14 protein-coding genes and 1 riboswitch are annotated in these 19785 nt (G+C 41.4%); of the genes, 11 read left to right on the top strand and 3 right to left on the bottom strand.

From position 1 onward, the window contains the following. Positions 1-293 precede the first annotated feature (293 nt). Genes QP775_RS22000 through QP775_RS21985 form a run of 4 tightly spaced genes read left to right on the top strand, consistent with a single transcriptional unit; the run spans position 294 to position 3839 of the window. Positions 294-968, top strand: coding sequence for a PspA/IM30 family protein (locus QP775_RS22000; RefSeq protein WP_285108988.1), 675 nt, complete (start codon positions 294-296; stop codon positions 966-968). 27 nt (positions 969-995) lie between these two features. Continuing rightward, positions 996-2030, top strand: coding sequence for a TFIIB-type zinc ribbon-containing protein (locus QP775_RS21995; RefSeq protein WP_285108987.1), 1035 nt, complete (start codon positions 996-998; stop codon positions 2028-2030). Continuing rightward, positions 2030-2824 (top strand): TPM domain-containing protein, encoded by a 795-nt coding sequence (locus tag QP775_RS21990; protein WP_285108986.1) that lies wholly within the window; start codon positions 2030-2032, stop codon positions 2822-2824. The genes QP775_RS21995 and QP775_RS21990 overlap by 1 nt, the downstream gene beginning before the upstream one ends. A gap of 25 nt (positions 2825-2849) precedes the next feature. Further along, positions 2850-3839, top strand: a complete 990-nt coding sequence (locus tag QP775_RS21985) for an SPFH domain-containing protein (RefSeq protein WP_285108985.1) — start codon at positions 2850-2852, stop codon at positions 3837-3839. Between the two features lie 82 nt (positions 3840-3921). Here the strand turns inward: QP775_RS21985 and QP775_RS21980 are convergent, their stop codons facing one another. Both QP775_RS21980 and QP775_RS21975 read right to left on the bottom strand, forming a co-directional pair. Next, positions 3922-5757, bottom strand: coding sequence for an alpha/beta fold hydrolase (locus QP775_RS21980; protein ID WP_285108984.1), 1836 nt, complete (start codon positions 5755-5757; stop codon positions 3922-3924). A gap of 66 nt (positions 5758-5823) precedes the next feature. Beyond that, positions 5824-6405, bottom strand: coding sequence for a TetR/AcrR family transcriptional regulator (locus tag QP775_RS21975; RefSeq protein WP_285108983.1), 582 nt, complete (start codon positions 6403-6405; stop codon positions 5824-5826). A gap of 678 nt (positions 6406-7083) precedes the next feature. Between QP775_RS21975 and rfbF the strand changes: the two genes are divergently transcribed. From rfbF to rfbG, 7 genes are all read left to right on the top strand, one after another. Next, the gene (rfbF, locus tag QP775_RS21970; RefSeq protein ID WP_285108982.1) at positions 7084-7866 is read left to right on the top strand and encodes a glucose-1-phosphate cytidylyltransferase; all 783 of its coding nucleotides are present in this window, start codon (positions 7084-7086) and stop codon (positions 7864-7866) included. A 54-nt stretch (positions 7867-7920) separates the two neighbouring features. Further along, the gene (locus tag QP775_RS21965; RefSeq protein WP_285108981.1) at positions 7921-8619 is read left to right on the top strand and encodes an LbetaH domain-containing protein; all 699 of its coding nucleotides are present in this window, start codon (positions 7921-7923) and stop codon (positions 8617-8619) included. Beyond that, complete coding sequence (locus tag QP775_RS21960; RefSeq protein WP_285108980.1) at positions 8616-9521, top strand: NAD-dependent epimerase/dehydratase family protein; 906 nt, start codon at positions 8616-8618, stop codon at positions 9519-9521. The genes QP775_RS21965 and QP775_RS21960 overlap by 4 nt, the downstream gene beginning before the upstream one ends. A gap of 207 nt (positions 9522-9728) precedes the next feature. Continuing rightward, positions 9729-10613: a class I SAM-dependent methyltransferase gene (locus QP775_RS21955; protein ID WP_285108979.1), complete on the top strand. Its 885-nt coding sequence runs from the start codon at positions 9729-9731 to the stop codon at positions 10611-10613. 59 nt (positions 10614-10672) lie between these two features. Next, positions 10673-11248 carry a dTDP-4-dehydrorhamnose 3,5-epimerase gene (rfbC, locus tag QP775_RS21950; RefSeq protein ID WP_285108978.1) on the top strand — a complete coding sequence of 192 codons (576 nt, stop codon included), beginning with the start codon at positions 10673-10675 and terminating at the stop codon, positions 11246-11248. Further along, entirely contained in the window at positions 11241-13055 is a 1815-nt protein-coding gene (locus tag QP775_RS21945; RefSeq protein ID WP_285108977.1) for a glycosyltransferase family 2 protein, read from the top strand. The genes rfbC and QP775_RS21945 overlap by 8 nt, the downstream gene beginning before the upstream one ends. A gap of 36 nt (positions 13056-13091) precedes the next feature. Then, on the top strand, positions 13092-14180 hold the full coding sequence (gene rfbG, locus QP775_RS21940; RefSeq protein WP_483312041.1) for a CDP-glucose 4,6-dehydratase: 1089 nt from the start codon (positions 13092-13094) through the stop codon (positions 14178-14180). 486 nt (positions 14181-14666) lie between these two features. Here the strand turns inward: rfbG and QP775_RS21935 are convergent, their stop codons facing one another. Next, positions 14667-19388, bottom strand: coding sequence for a SpaA isopeptide-forming pilin-related protein (locus QP775_RS21935; RefSeq protein WP_285108976.1), 4722 nt, complete (start codon positions 19386-19388; stop codon positions 14667-14669). Positions 19389-19654: 266 nt separating this feature from the next. Beyond that, positions 19655-19744: riboswitch (cyclic di-GMP riboswitch) on the top strand. The last annotated feature ends 41 nt before the right edge of the window (positions 19745-19785 follow it).

Below are 19785 nucleotides of genomic sequence, written 5' to 3'. Positions count from 1 at the left end.
GGGGATGAATCCTACCCATGCCGGACCCCATCCTCTGTTTAACGGGTGGTAGAAGATGATCATCGAGGAAAGCACCGTATAGGTGCTTTTTTTGCATACTTGGAGAAAACCAGATAAGGTTGGATTGTGGCACGTCACTTGTAAGCATGATGATGAGACAATGGCAGTGGTTCGACAAGGGAATTGACAGCGGCTGTTTTCAACTCGCGGCACGAAAATCTCTTCAAATGAATCCTTTCTGGCTTAATTGAGGTATGATATGAAGATGAAATCTTTTCAAGGGGGGACTCATCATGGGAATTTTGTCGAGGTTCAGAGAGGTTATGAAAGTTAACGTTAACTCTTTGTTGGATAAGTCAGAAGATCCGATTAAAGTTGTCGATGAATATATGCGGAACTTGAACGATGAACTAAGAAAAGTGAAAGCGGAAACAGCCTCTGTATTGGCGGATGAGAGAAGGTCGAAAAAAGCATTAGATGAATGCCAAACGGAGATAGACAAGCTGCAGCGTTATGCTGAGAAGTCAGTAGCTGACGGGAATGAGGGGGATGCGAAAAAGTTCCTGGAGAGAAAGAGAGTACAGGCAGAGAAACAACATCAATTACAAGTTTCTTATGATTTGATATCTTCAAACGCAGCAAGCATAAAACAAATACAAGATAAACTCGAATCGTTCCGTAATCAATTGGAAGCCCGGCGTGTCGAGTTAAATGGGAAGTGGACGGCTGCCCAAGCTCAAGAGCTGATGAACTCTATTAGTTCTCCCTCAGGAGATGGAGACTCCATTTTCGGGAAAATGGAAGCAGAGGTTAATAAAGCCTACGATGAAGCGATGGCAATAGCGGAGCTTAGAGCAGAAGCCAATGACAATTTGGACGACCTATTCACACAATTTGAGAAGAGCACACATATGCAAACAGAAGATGAATTGGCTGCAATCAAAGAGAAAATTAAAAATAAGGACTAACAGTTCCCTAGTCATAGAGGTGAGCAGATGCCAGTTATCGAGTACAAATGTCCAAACTGTGGCAGTGGGATGACTTTTGACGTTAAAACAGGGATGTTGTCCTGTCACAGCTGTGGAAGAAAAGACAACATTGAGCAAATTCCGGATCCTCTCACAAAACATGTGTTTTCAGAAGAAGATGAAGCACGCGAGTATCATTGTACGAGTTGTGGTGCGGTCATTATGACTGAGGCGGAGACGAGCGCAACGAGCTGCAGCTTTTGCGGTTCGGCAGTTGTTCTCGGCGACCGTTTGATCGGGAAGCTGGCCCCAGCGAAGATCATTCCATTTACAATTAGTAAAGAACAGGCGATGATGGCTTTTCGAAAATGGTGCAGGAGAGGTACTTTGACACCAAGGGGATTTATGTCAGCGAATCGAATCAAGGAGATAACTGGAATGTACGTCCCGTTTTGGCTCTATGATCTGCATAATGATGTCGAGGTACATGGAAGTGGGACAAAAGTCAGTACCTACACGAGCGGTGACTACGAGTATACGAAGACGGATTATTTTCAGATATATCGGAGACTCTGCCTGGATTATGTAAAAGTGCCGATTGATGCTGCCGAGAAAATGAATGATGAACTCATGGATAAATTAGAGCCTTTTGCTTACGATCAGCTAGAAAGCTTTAAAACCCCCTATCTTGCCGGCTACATTGCCGAAAGATACAGTTATAACGATGAGGAGCTTTTTCCGCGGGCTAAAGATAAAATATACGGCTACATCGATGCTTACATTGACTCTACAACGAATGCATATACCAGCGTAAGTTATGCTGACGTGCAAATCGATACAACAATAGAGCGTGCTGATTATGTGCTGCTTCCCGTATGGGTGATCCACTATGATTACAATCAATCAAAATACACCTTTGCTATGAATGGCCAAACGGGAAAGGTAGTTGGCAAGCCTCCGATTAGTAAGGCAAAAGTGGCTGCTTGGTTTGCAGGTATTTCCGGTATCTCTTTCCTGGTACTGCAGTTGCTGACCTTTTGGATAATAGGGGGTAGAACTTAGTGAGACGAAAGCATACACTCTTTGCAGTTCTGTTCTTGATCGCCATGATGCTGATTGTTCCGATGCATTTGGCAGCGGGAGAAGCGAGTACAACAAATATTAAGCAGTTAATCTATGATGAAGCGGTATTGCTCAGTCAGGAAGAATACAACGAGATTAATGCGCTGGCCAATCAATACGGAGTCGAAAGAGAAACAGACATTATAATTGTTACCGTCAATAACGAATCCTCTACCGATGTAAAAAGAATGACACAAGAGTTTTACGATGAACATGCACCTGGTTACGATAAGCCTCACGGCAATGCCGTGATTTTGACGTTGGACATGAATTCTCGCGAGTTGTATTTGGCTGGATTCTACAAAGCAAAGCTTTACTTGGATGACGAGAGGCTTGATCATATACGTGACAAGATCGCTCCGGATTTAACAAACGGTGATTACAAGCTGGCATTTGAAAAATACATCCAAACTGCGCATAAATATATGGGGTTCAAGCCAGAGGTAAATCCGGACAACATATTTTATAATGTTTGGATTCAATTGGGTATTTCAGTGATACTCGGAGGAATTATTGTTACGGTGATGGTTCTTCGTTCGGGTGGCCGTATAACCGTAAATTCACGAACCTACGAGGATGCAGCTACCTCAGGCCTTGTAGATTGCGAGGACAGGTATCTGCGTTCAAACACTATAAAAAGAAAAATTGAAAAGAGCAGTAATGGTGGCTCAAGTGGCGGAGGAGGGACCACCTCAGGAGGTCACTCACATAGCGGCAGCAGGGGATCATTTTAACTGAATCGGAAGGGATGGGTACAGAATGAGTTTTTTTAGAAATCAATTTGCGAATGTTGTAGAATGGGAAGAATTTAGAGATGACATGATTTTTTGGAAGTGGAGCAATGAAGAAGTTAAAAAAGGAAGTAAGTTAATCATTCGCCCAGGTCAGGACGCTATTTTCATAAATAACGGCAAGATTGAAGGGGTTTTTGAGGATGAAGGAGAGTATAAGATTGATTCTGATATCATTCCTTTCCTATCCACATTAAAAGGTTTTAAATTTGGATTTAACAGTGGGATGAGGGTGGAAGTTCTTTTTGTGAACACAAAGGAATTTACCGTCAAATGGGGAACGCAGAATCCGATTCTGATCCCGACCCCACAACTACCAGGCGGTATGCCTATTCGTGCTAACGGCACATTCCACTTTAAAGTCAACGATTACGTTGCGCTTATTGATAAAGTTGCTGGCATTAAAGAGAGTTACTTGGTTGAGGATGTTAAAATCCGATTGACGTCTGTGCTGGATCAACTGTTAATGAAGTGGATCAGTAGAGAAGGGAAGGATATGTTTAATTTACAGGCGAATGCTTCTGATATAGCCAATGGGATCCGTGAAGATCTTGATATGCAAGTGATAGACAATGGGATGACGATTACAGGCTTCCAGATCATGAGCTTTAATTATCCTCAAGAGATTCAAGATATGATTACGAAGACAGCCTCCCATGAAATGATCGGCAATCTGCAAAAGTATCAGCAGGTTAGTATGACGGACGGTATTGCGTCCGGCAAAGTAACAGGGGGTGGGGCTGCTTCGGATATGGCAAGCATGATGATGGGAATGAATATAGCAAACGAAATGATGAAAAATATGAATCAAGGCCAGAAAGGGCCACTTGCGTCTGAATCTACTCCTACGGTACCTTCTTCTGAGGGCGGTAAAAAAGTCAACTTCTGCCCTAACTGCGGTGCAAAAAACGAAGGGGCTAATTTCTGTCCGAATTGCGGTTATAAACTGAGCATGTAGCTTGCGGCAGCACATCACCTTGCCCCCATGTAAAGCCCCCGACCTATAAGATCGGGGGCTTTTGCTCACGCAAAAGTGATTACTAATTGTTTATCAACTTGCTTATCCAGCGGGCGGTATCCTCCGGATGTGAAATGGGGAACTGGTGGGCATGGGGCAAGTGTGTAATACGAAAATCACGATAAGGGTTCGGAATTTCGAATTTATGATCTTTTGTGCCCCATAGAATGGAAACCTTGTTATAGTCCCAACTGTTGGGGTTGAGGGTGATATGACCTGGCTGGGCAAGCGCGGACATCACCTCTGTTGTTGTTTTTCGCACACGAGCAGATTTCAGTTCATCATGTATATAAGGGATGTAGTCTGCTGGAATTTCTTCAATATGCTCAAAGCCTTGAGCATGTAATAATTGTTTCGTTAATGCGGCTTTAGACATGAGCCGCAGCATAGTGTGGGTCAAAAATGAAGATTTGTAGTTTGAACCTATAGCATGTAGTACAGGCTGCAGCAAAAGGACCCTTTGAACACGATCTTGCAGTTTTTCCATCACTTTGCCCGCAAGATATCCCCCAAATGAATGCCCCACGATGATCACTTCTGATGGTATGTTGAGTATCAACTCCATGATAGCTTGTTCAAACCCTTCTATAATTGAGGGGTTATGGTGAAAGGGAGATCGGCCGAATCCAGGGAGATCAATCAAATATATGGGATTGCCTGCTGTCGATAATTGCTCTGCCAGCGGCAATAAATTATATGCGGTGCTGAATGTACCGTGCAGAATTAGAATAGGTGTTCCTTCCCCTGCCCTTTCGATAGTGGCTAGATTTGCTCTTCTATTAAGACGAAATGGAGGAGGTACATGAATCGTTCCATGCGAAATTCGGTAATCTAAATCCGAAATGACAAAAGGCAAGGTCGATGGTGATACCGACAGATCAAGGTTGTTTTTTTCTGCCAAGGCAAGCTTGGGTGAGACGGGAAAATCAGTATTAACAATAAAATCTATAGACTCCTTGGGCATGTTCACGAGTTTGCCTGCACCAAGGTTCAGGATGGCTTTTAAGAAGCGATGGGGAATAGCACCAAACGGACCGTTTACACGCACTTCTTTTGAAACTAGCCGAGTAAGTTCTATCATGTCGGGGCTATTTGATTTCTGGTCCAATAAATAATATGTATGATCAACAGGGCGCTCCTCTGCGCTTAAAGCGGCGATAAATGCCGCAACGTGATCGACATGCACCAGTGGAAGCCAGTAATCCTTCCCACCAGGGACCAGAGCCATCAAGTTTCGACGTACGGTATCCACTAGAATGCCTAATCCTCCGACTTGTTCGGTAATGCCAGTGTAGGAATCACCGATGACTACACTGGGGTTAACGACAGAAAGAGGAATTCCCCATGGACGTAGCGCCTGCCGAATGAAGAGATCGGCTTCAAACTTCATTTTTTCATATGGAGGTTCTTTAGAGTCTTGATCGTTATGCCGTTGGCTCTCGTGATCCTGCTCCGAATAAGGCGATTTGAATCCGACAACGTGGATAAAGTGCTTTAATGGGTTAGAATCATGAATCATTTTGGCAATATTGGTTATTTCTCGAGCGCCATCTAGAAATACCTGCTGTGCTTCCTCTGCTGTTAAAAGAATATCCATTGGGCCACCAGCGTGAATAATGATATCTACATGGTGTAAAAGCTGCAGATCGGCAGGGTTTAAGCCAAGAGAAGGCTTGGTGAGATCGCCTTGTACAGGTGTTATGAATGAGAAGTCGTTCCATCCGATTCCTCTCATCGCCTCAATCAGCTTTTCCTTGGAACGAACGAGGACATAGAGCTTATGATTAGCCTTTGCTAATGCCACCAGTACATGCCGTCCAATAAACCCGCTGCCACCTGTCATAAAAATAGTACTCATCGTCTAATTTCCTCCTTATTTTTTGTATTATATAGTACTATACAGTACTAATTGTGGGTAAAAAAATTACTTCAGCATAAAAGCCAAAGTTTGAAGGATGTTAGGCAGTAATAAAGGATCTTTTCTAGTATGTTGTAAAAATAGGGCCCCCTCAATAGTAGACAGGATAAGAGCAGCAAGCTGCGAAGGGGGAAGCTGACTGCTGAACTCTTTGCGTGTAATACCTTCTTGCAGTAGATTTTCTATCGTGTGCATTTGGTTTTGGAAAAATGAACCTATCGTCTCCCTCACAAACTCAAATTCATGGGATGTTTGGACGTAAATCGTAAGAAAGGGACATCCGCCTAAACTGTTAGATTGATGCTCAGACAGCAGCATCGTAATTTCGCCAATTCGTTCTACTACAGGAAGATGTGTTTTTTGCACAATATCAACAATAATGTGGTTGTAATGATCGACCATTTGGTCGACAATGGCGGCTAAAAGCTCCTCCTTGCTTTTGAAGTGGTAATAAATATTGGTTTTAGATACTTTGCTGACGGCAACGATTTCATCCATACTGGTGACTTGGTATCCTTTTTCTAGGAAAAGGGTTGTAGCTACTCGCATGACGATGCTGCGATTTGAGGTCTTTGTTTTTTTGATCATATTAGCACTATATAGTACTAGTTTATAGTTTGTCAAACTATTTTCAAACACATATTAGATAATGTTGGATTATGTTCGATTTGGTCTTCCTCCTATTAAATAGATTTGAAAAGGCATTTTATGCAACAACCGCTTCCGGGACCCTCTGGGAGTGGCTATTTGGTTTTCCATGTGTACACTCTTGTGGGTGACGTGAAGCTTTTCATGGCTCAAATTCACAAACACAAGCAGGTAGCTATAGTGGATGGAGGAGGTGAATGGCCCTATTATGCTCTTCTAGTTGCTACTCCTACTGCAGGAGTAGGATCATTTTAGTAGTTTACCGAATCCACTTGTAATAACCGACGCGTGAAACTTTCATCAGCTGCAGAGTTTATTTCGAGGGATATTCCTGACACATCTCTTCGGTGACTTCGCGGCGGTGGGGAAGTAGACGTTCACGGGATTTAATACGTTTTTATTGGTATAATAACGTGTTCAATATTTTGTTGCATTTTTGTGTCAAATAAAATGAAGTACATGCTTCCATTTGTCTTGGCGGATGGATATGAACGCTATTAATATTTTGTACTATTTGTCGATAAAGTATATAAGGAAGTCCCTATTCTAATAGATATAAGTCAATACACTTAATAGAATATATGCTCCATCTACTACAAGACAGGGAAGTGGGAAGTCATGAAGGTTGTTATTTTGGCGGGCGGTAGAGGTACTCGAATCAGTGAAGAATCACATTTAAAGCCAAAACCAATGGTTGAAATCGGTGACAAGCCTGTTTTATGGCATATTATGAAGATATACTCTCAATATGGCTATAATGAATTTATCATTTGTCTAGGATATAAAGGTTATGTCATAAAGGAGTATTTCGCCAACTATTATCGTCACATGTCTGAAGCGATAACTTATGATTTCACTTCGGGTAATGGTGTGGAGGTTCATCAGAATAAAGTTGAGCCATGGAAGGTTACTTTAGTAGATACTGGTTTGAATACAATGACAGGTAGCCGTATCAAACGAATTGAGCCATATGTCGGAAATAATCCATTTATGTTGACTTATGGTGATGGTCTTGCCAACATAAATATCGACCAACTTGTACGGAATCATAAAGAAAACAATCGACTTGCTACGATTACAGCTGTGCAGCCCGATGGTAGATTCGGGCGTTTAGAGTTAGAGGGAAACAACGTCACAGGCTTTGCAGAAAAGGTTAAGGGAGATGGTAGCTGGATTAATGGTGGTTTTATGGTCTGCCAACCAGAAGTATTCGGCTACATCCATGATCGCGATACTACGATCTTGGAGCAGGGGCCGCTACAGCAGTTAGCGCAGGATGGTCAGCTGAACGCTTATCATCATGAAGGATTTTGGCAACCTATGGATACGTTACGTGAGAAAATTGTACTTGATGAGCTTTGGGAAAATAAGAAAGCACCATGGAAGGTTTGGACGGAATAATTGCTGTCAGCTCAACAAGGAGCAATTAAAGTCTTTTTATAGAGGAGTTATATTTTGTTTAAATTAACTTTATCGAGCGATGATTTACAGGCGTATGTTTTTAAGCAACTGAATAACTATTTTCCAGATAATGATCTTCCACGCAAAGAGTTGCTGTTTGAAAAGGCTCTGGGCCAAGCATTAGAACGCACGGAATATTGTTTTAAGCATATTGCGATCAAATCTTTTCATCATGAGGGAACTACCTTTTTTTCACATCTCCATTCTGATCAATACACGTTATTCTTATGGTTTTTATCTAACTCGGTATGGAAGGAGTATGAGGATACTCAGCTCGCATCCAAGATTTTTTACCTAAATAAAACCCTGAACGGAGTCGTTTGTATGTATGACGCTGACATGCCCAATATTTTTCTGGTTGTGCATGGTGGCGGTGTAGTATTAGGTAAGGCATCTTACAGTGATTTTTTTGTTTGCTATCAGGGTTGTACAGTTGGAGCCATAAATGGTGTATATCCGAAACTTGGAACAGGGGTAGCACTTGCCCCTCATTCGATGATTGTTGGTGATTGTATTGTTGGTGATCATGTAACGATAGGCAATCAAGCTTTGTTAAGGAATAAACATCTTAGCAGCGGCTCACTTTATTATCGTCATGCAGACACGGGGCAACATGAGATTGGACAAACGACACAGCCATGGGCGCAGTCATTTTTTAATGTTACAATTCCCTACAGTGGTGAAACATTATGAATCGGAATACAGTTCTGGTTAGTGGTGGCAATGGTTATATAGCGCTTCATTTGAAAAAAATACTAAAAAATAACAATTATAATATTATATCGGCTACAAGAGATATGACGGGTGATCTACAAATGGATTTTTCAAATCCAAATGAGATCACAGCTCTTAAAGTTAGCGGAATTGACACGATGATACATACAGTTACTCCAAATGAAGGATTGTACAAGTCAGATCCTTATCGTGCACTTTCGGAAAATGTGATGGGGATTCGTGCCGCGCTTCATTTTTGTGTGAATAATAATATTCGCAATTTTATTTATTTTTCCAGTTTTCATGTTTTTGGAGAATCAGAAGGGAAGTTGGTAGAAAGCACACCAATTTCCCCTCGCAACGATTATGGTCTAGCACATAGTACAGCAGAGCAGACTGTTCAAATGTTTGATCGTACTCATAGGGTAAATGCATGGATTATTAGACCTTCTAATCTTTTTGGAGTTCCTGAAAGCTGCGAAAAGTTTAAACGTTGGAATCTCATACCGTTCTTATTCTGCAAGGAAGCGGCGGAGCAACATAAGATAACACTTATGACTCCAGGCACTCAACTGCGCAATTTTGTAGGCGTATCTGATGTGTGCAAGAAGGTCATGTGGGTATTAGAACATCGCCCCGTGGATCGGATTGTTCATGCATATGGGAATGAGACTTTGAGCGTACTACAGTACGCTCTTCTTGTGCAGAAAATAGCAATACAAGAGTATGGTCATCTCGTTGATATCATCCGACCAGAAGGCAACGATCCAGTATTAGAATTTGAATTTACTAGTCAATATCATAATATGTCTGAATTAGAACCAATAGAGGAACTATCTGTGTTTGTTAGAAGGATGCTCAAGGTTCTGCTTTTCAGATGATAGAGAGGATGATCTCCTATTTTATGCTGCATTTGTGGGGAAAAATGCGAGCTTATTGAAAGATATAATAGAGCTCCGCATAGTTTAATGAGTGAGTATAATTCGGATCAATTAAATTTGAGGGATCTAGAAATTTATTGCTGTAATTCATGTGGACACACCCAAATTCCAACCCATATTAGTGAGGATTATTATGAGGATTACTCTATGGGTTCTTTTTGGGGTGCAAGTTTTAAGCGTACTCGAGAACAGCAACTAGAGCGACTGGCAAGATGGGCTCCGGCACGGAAACGATTTTTGGATATAGGCTGTGGAGTAGGACACTATCTTGAAATGGCAAAAGAACACTTTGAGGAGTTATATGGAGTGGAACCATCTTTGACTAGCACATTAAGTGCAAGACAGAAAGGTTTTTCTGTTGTACATGATTATTTTCATGCTGGTCTTAGCTTTGAAGCTGGATTCGATGCTATCAGTATAATTGAAGTACTCGAGCATCTTGAACAACCTTCGGAAGTGTTTGCTCAAGCAGCTCAATTGCTGAATGATAATGGTATCCTCCTGATCGAAGTCCCAAATGGACAGCGTATAGTTCAAGAACGACTATACTACAATCTGTGCACCGATCACATTCAGTATTTTTCAGTTGCGAGTTTGACTGAGATGGCACGCCGTGCAGGGCTGACTATTGTGTGTGCACAAGAAGCGCTGGATCCAAATTTACTTGAGTTATATGCCAAGAAAGTACCTGCTTCAAGAGATACTTTTGATAGCAAGCGCCAAGTTGCGCTAGAAAAGTTAAAGTCAAAGTGTTCAACAAAAGCTAAGATAGCTGCGTGGGGAGCGGGGGCAGAGTCGGCTTGTTTCCTTGCAATGATTGAAGGGAGTATTCAACTGGAGTGCATTTTTGATAGCGACCAAGCTAAACATGGCCATCATATTGTACGTATTCCTATTGTCAAGCCAACTGCAGAGAGCGTTCAACAATTTGATCAGATTATTCTTTTTGCTAATTCACATAAACAACAAATACAGGAGCAACTCAATGAGCTTGGATTTTCAGGTAGGCTATTAACGGTTGAAACAGGATAAGCGATCAACACATATGCCTATAGATTATGAATGTATTATTAGCCATGAGGAGAGTAAATATGTTAGTTCAGCCTTCGCCTTTACATCGTGCGGCAGTCCTTGAGATGGAACCTATTCAAGACAGCCGTGGTTTTTTTGCTAGGAGTTTTTGTAAGAAAACGTTATTAAAACATGGAATAGAGTTTGATGTAGTTCAGACGAATGTCGCATTCAATCGACATTCGCTTACACTTAGAGGCATGCACTTCCAGCTACCTCCCTTTTGTGAAGATAAGATTGTTACTTGTCTTCAAGGAGCGATTTACGATGTGATTATCGATTTGAACCAAGATAGTCCGACTTTTGGAAAATGGTTTGGCATAACTTTATCTGCTGAGAATCGATTATCATTATATGTCCCAAAAGGGTTTGCTCATGGCTACCTCACACTTATGGATAATACAAGTATTCATTATATGGTCAGTGAATACTACACTCCGACTTGTGAATCTGGCGTTCGTTGGAATGACGCAGCATTTGGCATTAACTGGCCTCATAAAGAAGGAATTACTATTTCGTCGAAGGATGAACAATGGAAAGACTTTAATAAGAGTACTGATGGAATGATTGTGAGTGAAGGGGATAGCCGTGGATAATTTGATAGCTACACAAATTCTGGAGATGTTACAGACAGGATACGAAGGAATACAATACTTGGAGGACTGTATACAACAAGGTGAATTGAACTTGTCGAATATTACAGTATTCAATAATATAGTTGAACTAGTGGATATTCTGGAAAGTGTCACAGCTGATGTATCTGTACCTCATCGAGTAAAAGAGATTAATGCTAATATTCGATATTATATTGAAAAGATGAAACAAGATATAACAGACGATAATGTAAACTTGTTCTTGTATGATTTTAAATTTCACTTTTGTTCCTTGTTCCGGGTGCTAGAGTTTGAGATTGCGTATATTGTTGAAAATCTAGTTGATAAGCACACTTATCCACGTTTTTTCCCTGAAGTAGGAACTATAGATAATGATGATATTGCTTCACAGGGAGAAAAGGCTCTCTGTAAAGTGAGTGTTATTCTACTTGCTTATAATAATCTGGAATACACACAACAGTGTGTGGAAAGTATTCTGTTAAACACGGATAATGTGGAGTATGAATTAATTCTGGTCAATAATGGGTCTACGGATGGCACGAAACAGTATTTTGATTCTATTTCGGGTGCAAAGGTTATTCACTTAGAGTATAATATTCACCTTGTTAAAGGATTTAATATGGGATTAATGGCGGCAGAAGGAAAATATTGCGCTGCTGTATGTAATGACTTTATTTTCACCCCTAATTGGCTAAGTAACTTAATGATTTGCATTGAGTCCGATTCAAGGATTGGGTTTGTATCTCCAGGTGCAACCTCTATCACTAACATGCAGCAAATTTCGATTCCATTTAACTCTATCGAGGAATTTCAAGAAGAGGCAAGGGAATATAATGTAAGTGATCCGTCAAAGTGGGAAGAGCGCGTTGTGTTATTGCCAAATGTGTTATGTTGTCCTACAGCCCTTCTTGATCGTATTGGTTATTACGACACACGCTATTACCGTGGTGAGTTTCTAGACGACGATATTAGTTTTAGAATCAGACGAGCGGGATACAAACTCGTCTATTGTGCTGATACAGTAACACATCATTATGGTAGTATTACAACTGCGAGTGATCACCAAACTAACTCCATGGAGGAAGGCAGAAAAACATTTGTAGATAGATACGGTCTCGACGCATGGTTAGATGCAAGAATGAATCTGGCTTATTTGAATCTAGATTTTAGCAAATTGTCAGATGTAAAGACCATATTAGGTATAGATGTTAAATGTGGAGCTACGCTATTGCAGATTAGTAATGAAATATGGTCTCGTTTCGGTATAAGACCCGAGTTATCTATTTGTACGACAGAGGACAAATATGTAACGGATATAAAATCTATTGCTGGTAGTGCATCTGTGATTGATAGTTTTAAGCATATACCAGAGGAATTTAACGGTAAAATGGATTTGGTCTTTGTAGAAAAACCGTTGGATTGTTATGAGGATGATTTGGAAATCATGTTCAGCAGGCTCGCTCAGGTGATGAGTGCTACTGGTAAAATAATATTCATGGTTAATAATAGTATCAGTATAGAGGCCTTGTTTGAAATGTTAAATGCCTCTCCTTCGCTCCACAATCGAAAAATATATATAAGAGATTTAATCTGCTCACACTCTCGACTGCATGGATTTGAGCCATCTTCAATTATCAATATTGTGCCAACAAGAAGCGCTGAGAGTAATCAGACGATTAAAGATATTGCACAGTTCCTTGCAGGTGGGAAAGAGTCAGAAACAAAATATGTAGAGTCATTATTATATACAAACTTTGTTCTATATCAAATGAGTTACAAACAATACTAGTGAAATGAATTAATAGGAAGGTCAGGAGTGTCTATGATGAAGTCAGGCAGGGTGGATCGTAGCTTTTGGCGGGGTAAAAACGTATTTCTTACTGGACACACAGGCTTTAAAGGAGGCTGGCTCAGCTTATGGCTCCATAGTATGGGGGCAAATGTTACGGGTTACTCGTTGTCAGCTCCTACCACTCCGTCTTTGTTTGAACTGAGTAAGTTAGAAAATGTTTTGATACGTTCAATTATCGGTGATGTGACGGATTTAGGTTTATTACAGGAGTCCTTAATAGAGTCAAATCCTGATATCATCATTCATATGGCTGCCCAGCCCCTAGTTCGAAAATCTTATGAGGAACCGGTTCAGACTTATATGACGAACGTGATGGGAACAGTAAATATTATGGAGGCAGCCCGTAGCTGTAGTTCATTACGTGTTATTTTAAATGTGACCACCGACAAGTGCTACGAAAATCAAGAATGGCACTGGGGATATCGCGAAAATGAGCCACTTGGTGGTTACGATCCTTATTCTAGTAGCAAAGCATGCTCAGAACTGATTACATCTGCTTATCGCCGTTCATTTTTACAAACGACTGATGTTAGAGTGGCAACAGCAAGGGCAGGCAATGTGATCGGAGGTGGCGACTGGGCTGAAGATCGATTGATACCTGACTTAATAAGAGCACTTATCAATGGGGACCAGATTGAGATTCGTAATCCTAAGGCCGTGCGCCCATGGCAACACGTATTGGAGCCCTTATCGGGATACTTGCTTCTTTGTCAACGTCTTTATCTACAGGGCAAAGAATATGCACAAGCTTGGAATTTTGGTCCACAAGAGAGTGATGCTAAGCCAGTAGAATGGATCGTTAATCAGATGCTTAAAAAATGGCCTCACCAGCACCCAGGCTATCTGGTTAATAAGCAGGAACAATGTCACGAGGCGAATATGCTGAAATTGGACTGCTCTAAAGCATTTCTTGAACTTGGTTGGACCCCGAGATGGTCACTAGATCAGGCGTTAGATGCTACCATACAGTGGGTTGATGGTTATCTGAGAGGTATGAATATAAAGGAACTTTGTGAGCAGCAAATCCGAGAGTTTGAGATGTATGAAGATGCAATACAATAGAATGTACGTACTAAGATAATTTGATAGAGAGAATACCGTTCAGGTATTCTCTCTTATTGTGTTAAATTATAATTCCATCTATCGAGTCGACTAATTATTCTGGACATTGCTCTCAGTATAAGCCCGGGACCATCTAATATTCCAATGCGGATGATAGTGGCCTAATTTGAATCGATCAGATCACATATTACTAATTATCAGCAACATACGCGACCTTATATGTACTGCTAGCTTTTCTACTAATAAATGACCTATAAGATATACAGAAACATGATGATGATCTCTACTAATTCAGTTTTAATATATGCGGCGCCGTTACTATCTTTAATAGTATTTTTTAATTACAGATGAACAAGCGTGGGCAAGATTTTACATGTGTATTTGAGCAAGAATGATGTGATTTAAAGTGTTAAAAGCTTTTTGGGAAAATAAAGACGCCTGTTGAATACTTCAACAGGCGTTTCTTTTATTTTGTTTATAAGGAAGTTATGCTCTAAACCATTTTCTACGAATCCCGATAAGAGCTGCTCCCAGCAAAATCAAGGCTGCACCTATTAGCTGCATAGGCAATGAGCTATCTTCACCCGTCTTCGGCAGAACGTTACCAGAGTTGTTGTCACGGTCTGGTTCACGATTGCTTGTCTTATCGTTTACACTCGTATCCTTGACTTCATCCGTTGTACCGGTGTTGGTATTATCCCCAGAGTTATTATTGCTATTGCCTCCTGGCTTAACGGTCGGTTTGTCCGTGCTACCGTCAGGCTTAACGGTTGGCTTGTCCGTGCTACCGTCAGGCTTAACGGTTGGCTTGTCCGTGTTACCGTCAGGCTTGTCGGTTGGCTTGTCCGTGTTACCGTCAGGCTTGTCGGTTGGCTTGTCCGTGTTACCGTCAGGCTTGTCGGTTGGTTTGTCCGTGTTACCGTCAGGCTTGTCGGTTGGTTTGTCCGTGTTACCGTCAGGCTTATCGGTTGGCTTGTCCGTGTTACCGTCAGGTTTGTCGGTCGGCTTGTCCGTCTCACCGCCCGGCTGATCTGGAGTCTTACCTCCATTATCAGGAGGAGTCGTTGGATCAACTGGTGGCTGCGGTGTGACCGGTTGACGCGTATTCGCTACCGTTACAACCGCCTCCTTCTCGCTGATCACATCGAATCCAGTCATCTTCTGGTCAATCATATAGCCAGAAGGTGATTTAATCTCTTCGACAAAGTATTTACCTGGCTTGAGGACAGGGATAAGTGCCTGTCCGTCTTTATCAGTAGTTAGAAGCGGAAGCTCCTTGCCAGATGCATCAACTACTGGTTTTTGATTCTCGTCCATTAGTCGGAACTGAGCCCCAGCAAGTTTCACGTCTGGATGGCTTGTTTCAATCTTGATCAGCTTAACGGAACCTGAAAGCGGCTCGCGATTGTTTTCTACCGTTATTACCGTATCTTGTTCGCTGATCACAACGAATCCAGTTAACTTCTGGTCAATCATATAGCCAGAAGGTGCTTTAACTTCTTCGACGAAGTATTTACCTGGCTTAAGAGCAGGGATAAGTGCTTGCCCGTCTTTATCAGTAGTCATAAGCGTACGCTCTTTGCCAGATGCATCAACTATCGGTTTCTGATTCTCGTCCAATAGACGGAACTGAGCTCCAGCCAGCTTGATATCAGGGCGACTCGCTTCGATTTTAACGAGCTTAGCGCTGCCTGGAAGCAGTTCATTTGTAAAAGTAACTTCCAGCTTCTTCTCATCCACGATTTCAAATGTTAACGGCCGCGTACTTAACTTGTAACCTTTAGGTGCGGCTGTCTCCACAAATTTATAAGTTCCTGCTGACAAATTGTTAACCAGCAGTTTGCCGTATTGGTCAGTTGTTCCAACCTGCACAATTTTGCCTGCAGCATCTAGTAGTTGGAACTTTGCTCTGGCAAGAGGCAAGGCAGCTTTGCTGTCATCTACTTTCGTCAACTCGACGGTTCCTTTGATCAACTTATTTTTAGCGATCAGTGTCTTCAGCGTAGATTGGTTTGTCACAATGGTAAAGCCAAGTGGGGTTGTATCCACCTTGTATCCCTGTGGGGCCGTGACTTCAATAAGTTGATAGCTTCCTGGCTTCAGTGCAGACAGTCGAATCTTACCGTCTAGAGCTGTCTTTAAGCTTGTATAACCATCTACATCCTTGAACTCTGCTCCTGTTTTTACTTGCAATTTAAACACAGCATTAGGAAGAACCTTCGTAGGTGTATCGATATCTACCTTCGTCAGCTCGACATCCCATTCGTCCTTCACATTACCGATTGAGATTGGCGCCATGTCCTTACGAAGTGTGATAAGCTTTCCGTTCTGATATTCACTTGCAATCACATAACCCGTAGGAGCAGCTAATTCCTTAAGTTTATAATCTTTTAATCTGTAATTCTCAAAAGTGGCTGCTCCGTTGACGTCAGTAACAAGCTCTTTCAACAAAGTATTGCCCGACTTGTCATATAGTCCAAATTTGGCGCCAGCTAATGGAAGTTTTGTGCTGGCATCCACTTTAATGATAGTGAGATTCCCTTTGCCAGGGGTAGTTGCTCCACCGCCAGCTCCTGAGAATTGAACCTGAAACTGATTGCTCGTATTTTTGTCAACGCTGCCCGCAGATTGACCTTTAAAGGATACCTTATTGCTAATATTCTCGCCGTTATCGGCATTAATAAATGATTTATACTCCAGAATATAAGCAGCACGGAGTTCATTGATAAACGTTACGGACAGTGTATTTCCTACAATATTTACGGTATACTGATCTGAATTTACGAGTCCTGCTTTACTTAAATTCCCGTTCTTATCTACTGTGGTATGGTATAACTTCACCGCATCTGGTATCAGAAGCTGATTTGGCGATAACGTATCTGTTAAAATCGAGCCAGCTTGAATGTAGGATTGGCTGCGATTAACGTTTACTTGCCAGAATGCAAATTCTGCGTCAGCCCCAGTCCCCTGTCTACCCAGTTTATTTACAAACTCACCGCCATGCTTTGGTGCAACCGTAGCACTCTTCTCAAATAATGTTGTCATAGAGCCTGCGCCGTCTCGCAGCGAAGCTTCGTTGGAATAGGAAGCTGTAACCGGATGCCCATCCAGACTCGTCTTGTACGTGATCCGATAAGCAGAATTAATTGGCTTGTTAAAGCTTAACTCAAAGCCGTCTTTCCCGTCTTTTTTGACCGTGCTATCAAACGAATAGTCTGCCTCTGGAACAAGGCTACCCACACTGACTTTATTATCAGCGCCCAATAGGTTCAGTTGATGAACGGTGAGCGAGTTGGCTACAAGCGTTTGTTCACCGGTATAAAAGTCTCGGATGACGGCATTTGTAATACCATGGAGATTGTAGTTGAAATCAATCATCCACGTAATTTGTTTTGTGATTGCGTCATAGACACCTATTTTATTCCCGTTGTCCCGCGTATAGCTATCTGGCACGACGGTTGCTGTTTTTGAGATGGACGGTTGTGAAATATTATTCTCTTTCCAATCCAATACAGCTGTATTCACATATTTCGATTTATTAGCAGTTGGGTCGAATTTAGTCTTGTATGTGAAAACATATTGTTGAGAGATCGGATTCTTGAATGTAATCTTAAATCCTTCATTATAGGTTGCGTCAGGTTGTACTGTATAATCGACACCTTTTTTAAGGCCTTGAATATCCAAGCTGTCTTCAATGAAAGTTAATTTTTGGCTTGCAAAATTATCTTTAATGATAACATCCTGCATTATTTTATGATCAAGGTTAAGGTAAATCTTCCATTCAATTGTCTTGCTAGCATAATCAACTGTACCTGGGTACTTGTTAAAAATTACTTGGGAAATCGTTTGCGCAGCATTCACGCCTGTAGGGTTATCTACGATCTTAACATTGTTCTCAACAGTGGTGGCATCTGCATGCACCCGATTAATCGCCTTTGTCGCATACTTGATCTCATAAGCGTCGTGAATATCGTTTAGAAACTCTAATTTAAATCCATATCCAACGGAATCATTAACCGTATAATCAGTGCCTTCAGTTAGTGGAGTTCCTGTTGCTTGTGTAGCATTTCCATTGGCATCAATCGTCATTTCAAACACTTCAAACGGTCTTACCAATTCCTGCTGACTCTTGTTAAACGTATCTTGAAGCCAAGCTTTAGACTGTTCAATGGCTTGTTCATTATAGTTGTACTGTACGGCCCAATGAATCGTTTGTGTGTAGGGATCATAGTTGACAGCCTTCTTATCAAGCGGCTTACTGAATCTTACAGTTACTTGAGCTGACTTATCCATGGGAGCAGCAAGGTTACTTCCACTTACTGTGGCTGTATTCTTGTAGGTTTGATCCGAAGTTGATGTAACCTTGGTCGTATACTTCACTCTGTAAGCATTTTGGATATCACCTAAATTAAGTCCAAATCCGTCTGTGGTGATTTGTGGTGTACTACCAGCAACGAGTTCTTTTTCAACAAGGCTACCATTTAAATGTACGTCTAACTTGAACACTTTAACGGAGTTCAGATCAATATTCAGACCAATAGGGAGTTTATCTGCAAATACAGCCTGCTCAATTTTCTGCTCGCCTTTGTTGATATCGACTTCCCAATTAATTTCACTTGGGTTCATGCCTTTATTGGGATTTCCTCTTTTGTCCATAAGACTGCTTATGTTCGTATTAAAATGGACAGGAATAATGGTGGAGTCACCCTGAAAAACAAACGTAATGGGCTGCTCGCTGCTACCAGAGAACTTGTCTTTGTTAAATTGTCTCCATACGAAGAAGTCACCCTTTAATTCTTGTCCGTCTTGAATTTCTTCGTTAAAGGTTAGGGTCACTTGCCCTTCTGGAGTTACGACGTATGTACCATAATCACCAGTTAAATTCCCAGTCAAAATACGATCTACATTAAATTTGTCGGGAAGCTGGAATGTAAAGGTTGAACCAGAGCCATAGGTATGGCCCGCTGGCAGTCCCCACGTAAAATCAATCTGTACACGTGAGCCCGGTGTAGGCCTAACGTCTGTAATATTACGTCCTGTTTCATCTTTCATCGTGACCGAAGTAATGATATTCTGCGTGATCGGCCCATAAGTTGCATTGGTGACACTGTTATTCCCCTGACCATAGGTCGAGTTGGTTACGCTTTGCGAGGAATTGCTCCCTACGATGGACAATGCATTCAGTAATCCTTCACTGGCAAGTACCATGGAAGGAGGAAGTACAAGGTTCATCAATAGGGTGATAACTAAGAGGCCATATAGTATTTTTCTAGAATAATGCATACTTAAAATCTACCACTCCTTTTCTTTTTACAACTGGTCTATTGTCCCCTATATAATAGCTACTTGTCAAATTAGATAGAGGCAAAGGTATATAGATTCATAAGCGTGAATTTATATTTGTTCAATATAAATTAGTAGAGATGTACAAGCCTTTTATTCCCGTGGTATCATAATAGTATCAAAACGCTAAATATGGATAATGGCAAACCTTAGCGAAAGCAGGGGACGCAAAGCCACGGGTCTAATGCACTGCAAGGTGCGATGATAGCCGGGTTGCCCTAATTGCGAGAAGTCGTATATTTTCGCGCTACCATTAGGGTGG

It is taken from the genome of Paenibacillus sp. UMB4589-SE434, assembly GCF_030226685.1.
In the GTDB taxonomy this organism is placed as follows: domain Bacteria; phylum Bacillota; class Bacilli; order Paenibacillales; family Paenibacillaceae; genus Paenibacillus_B.
This window is presented reverse-complemented; position numbering and strand designations above follow the sequence as displayed.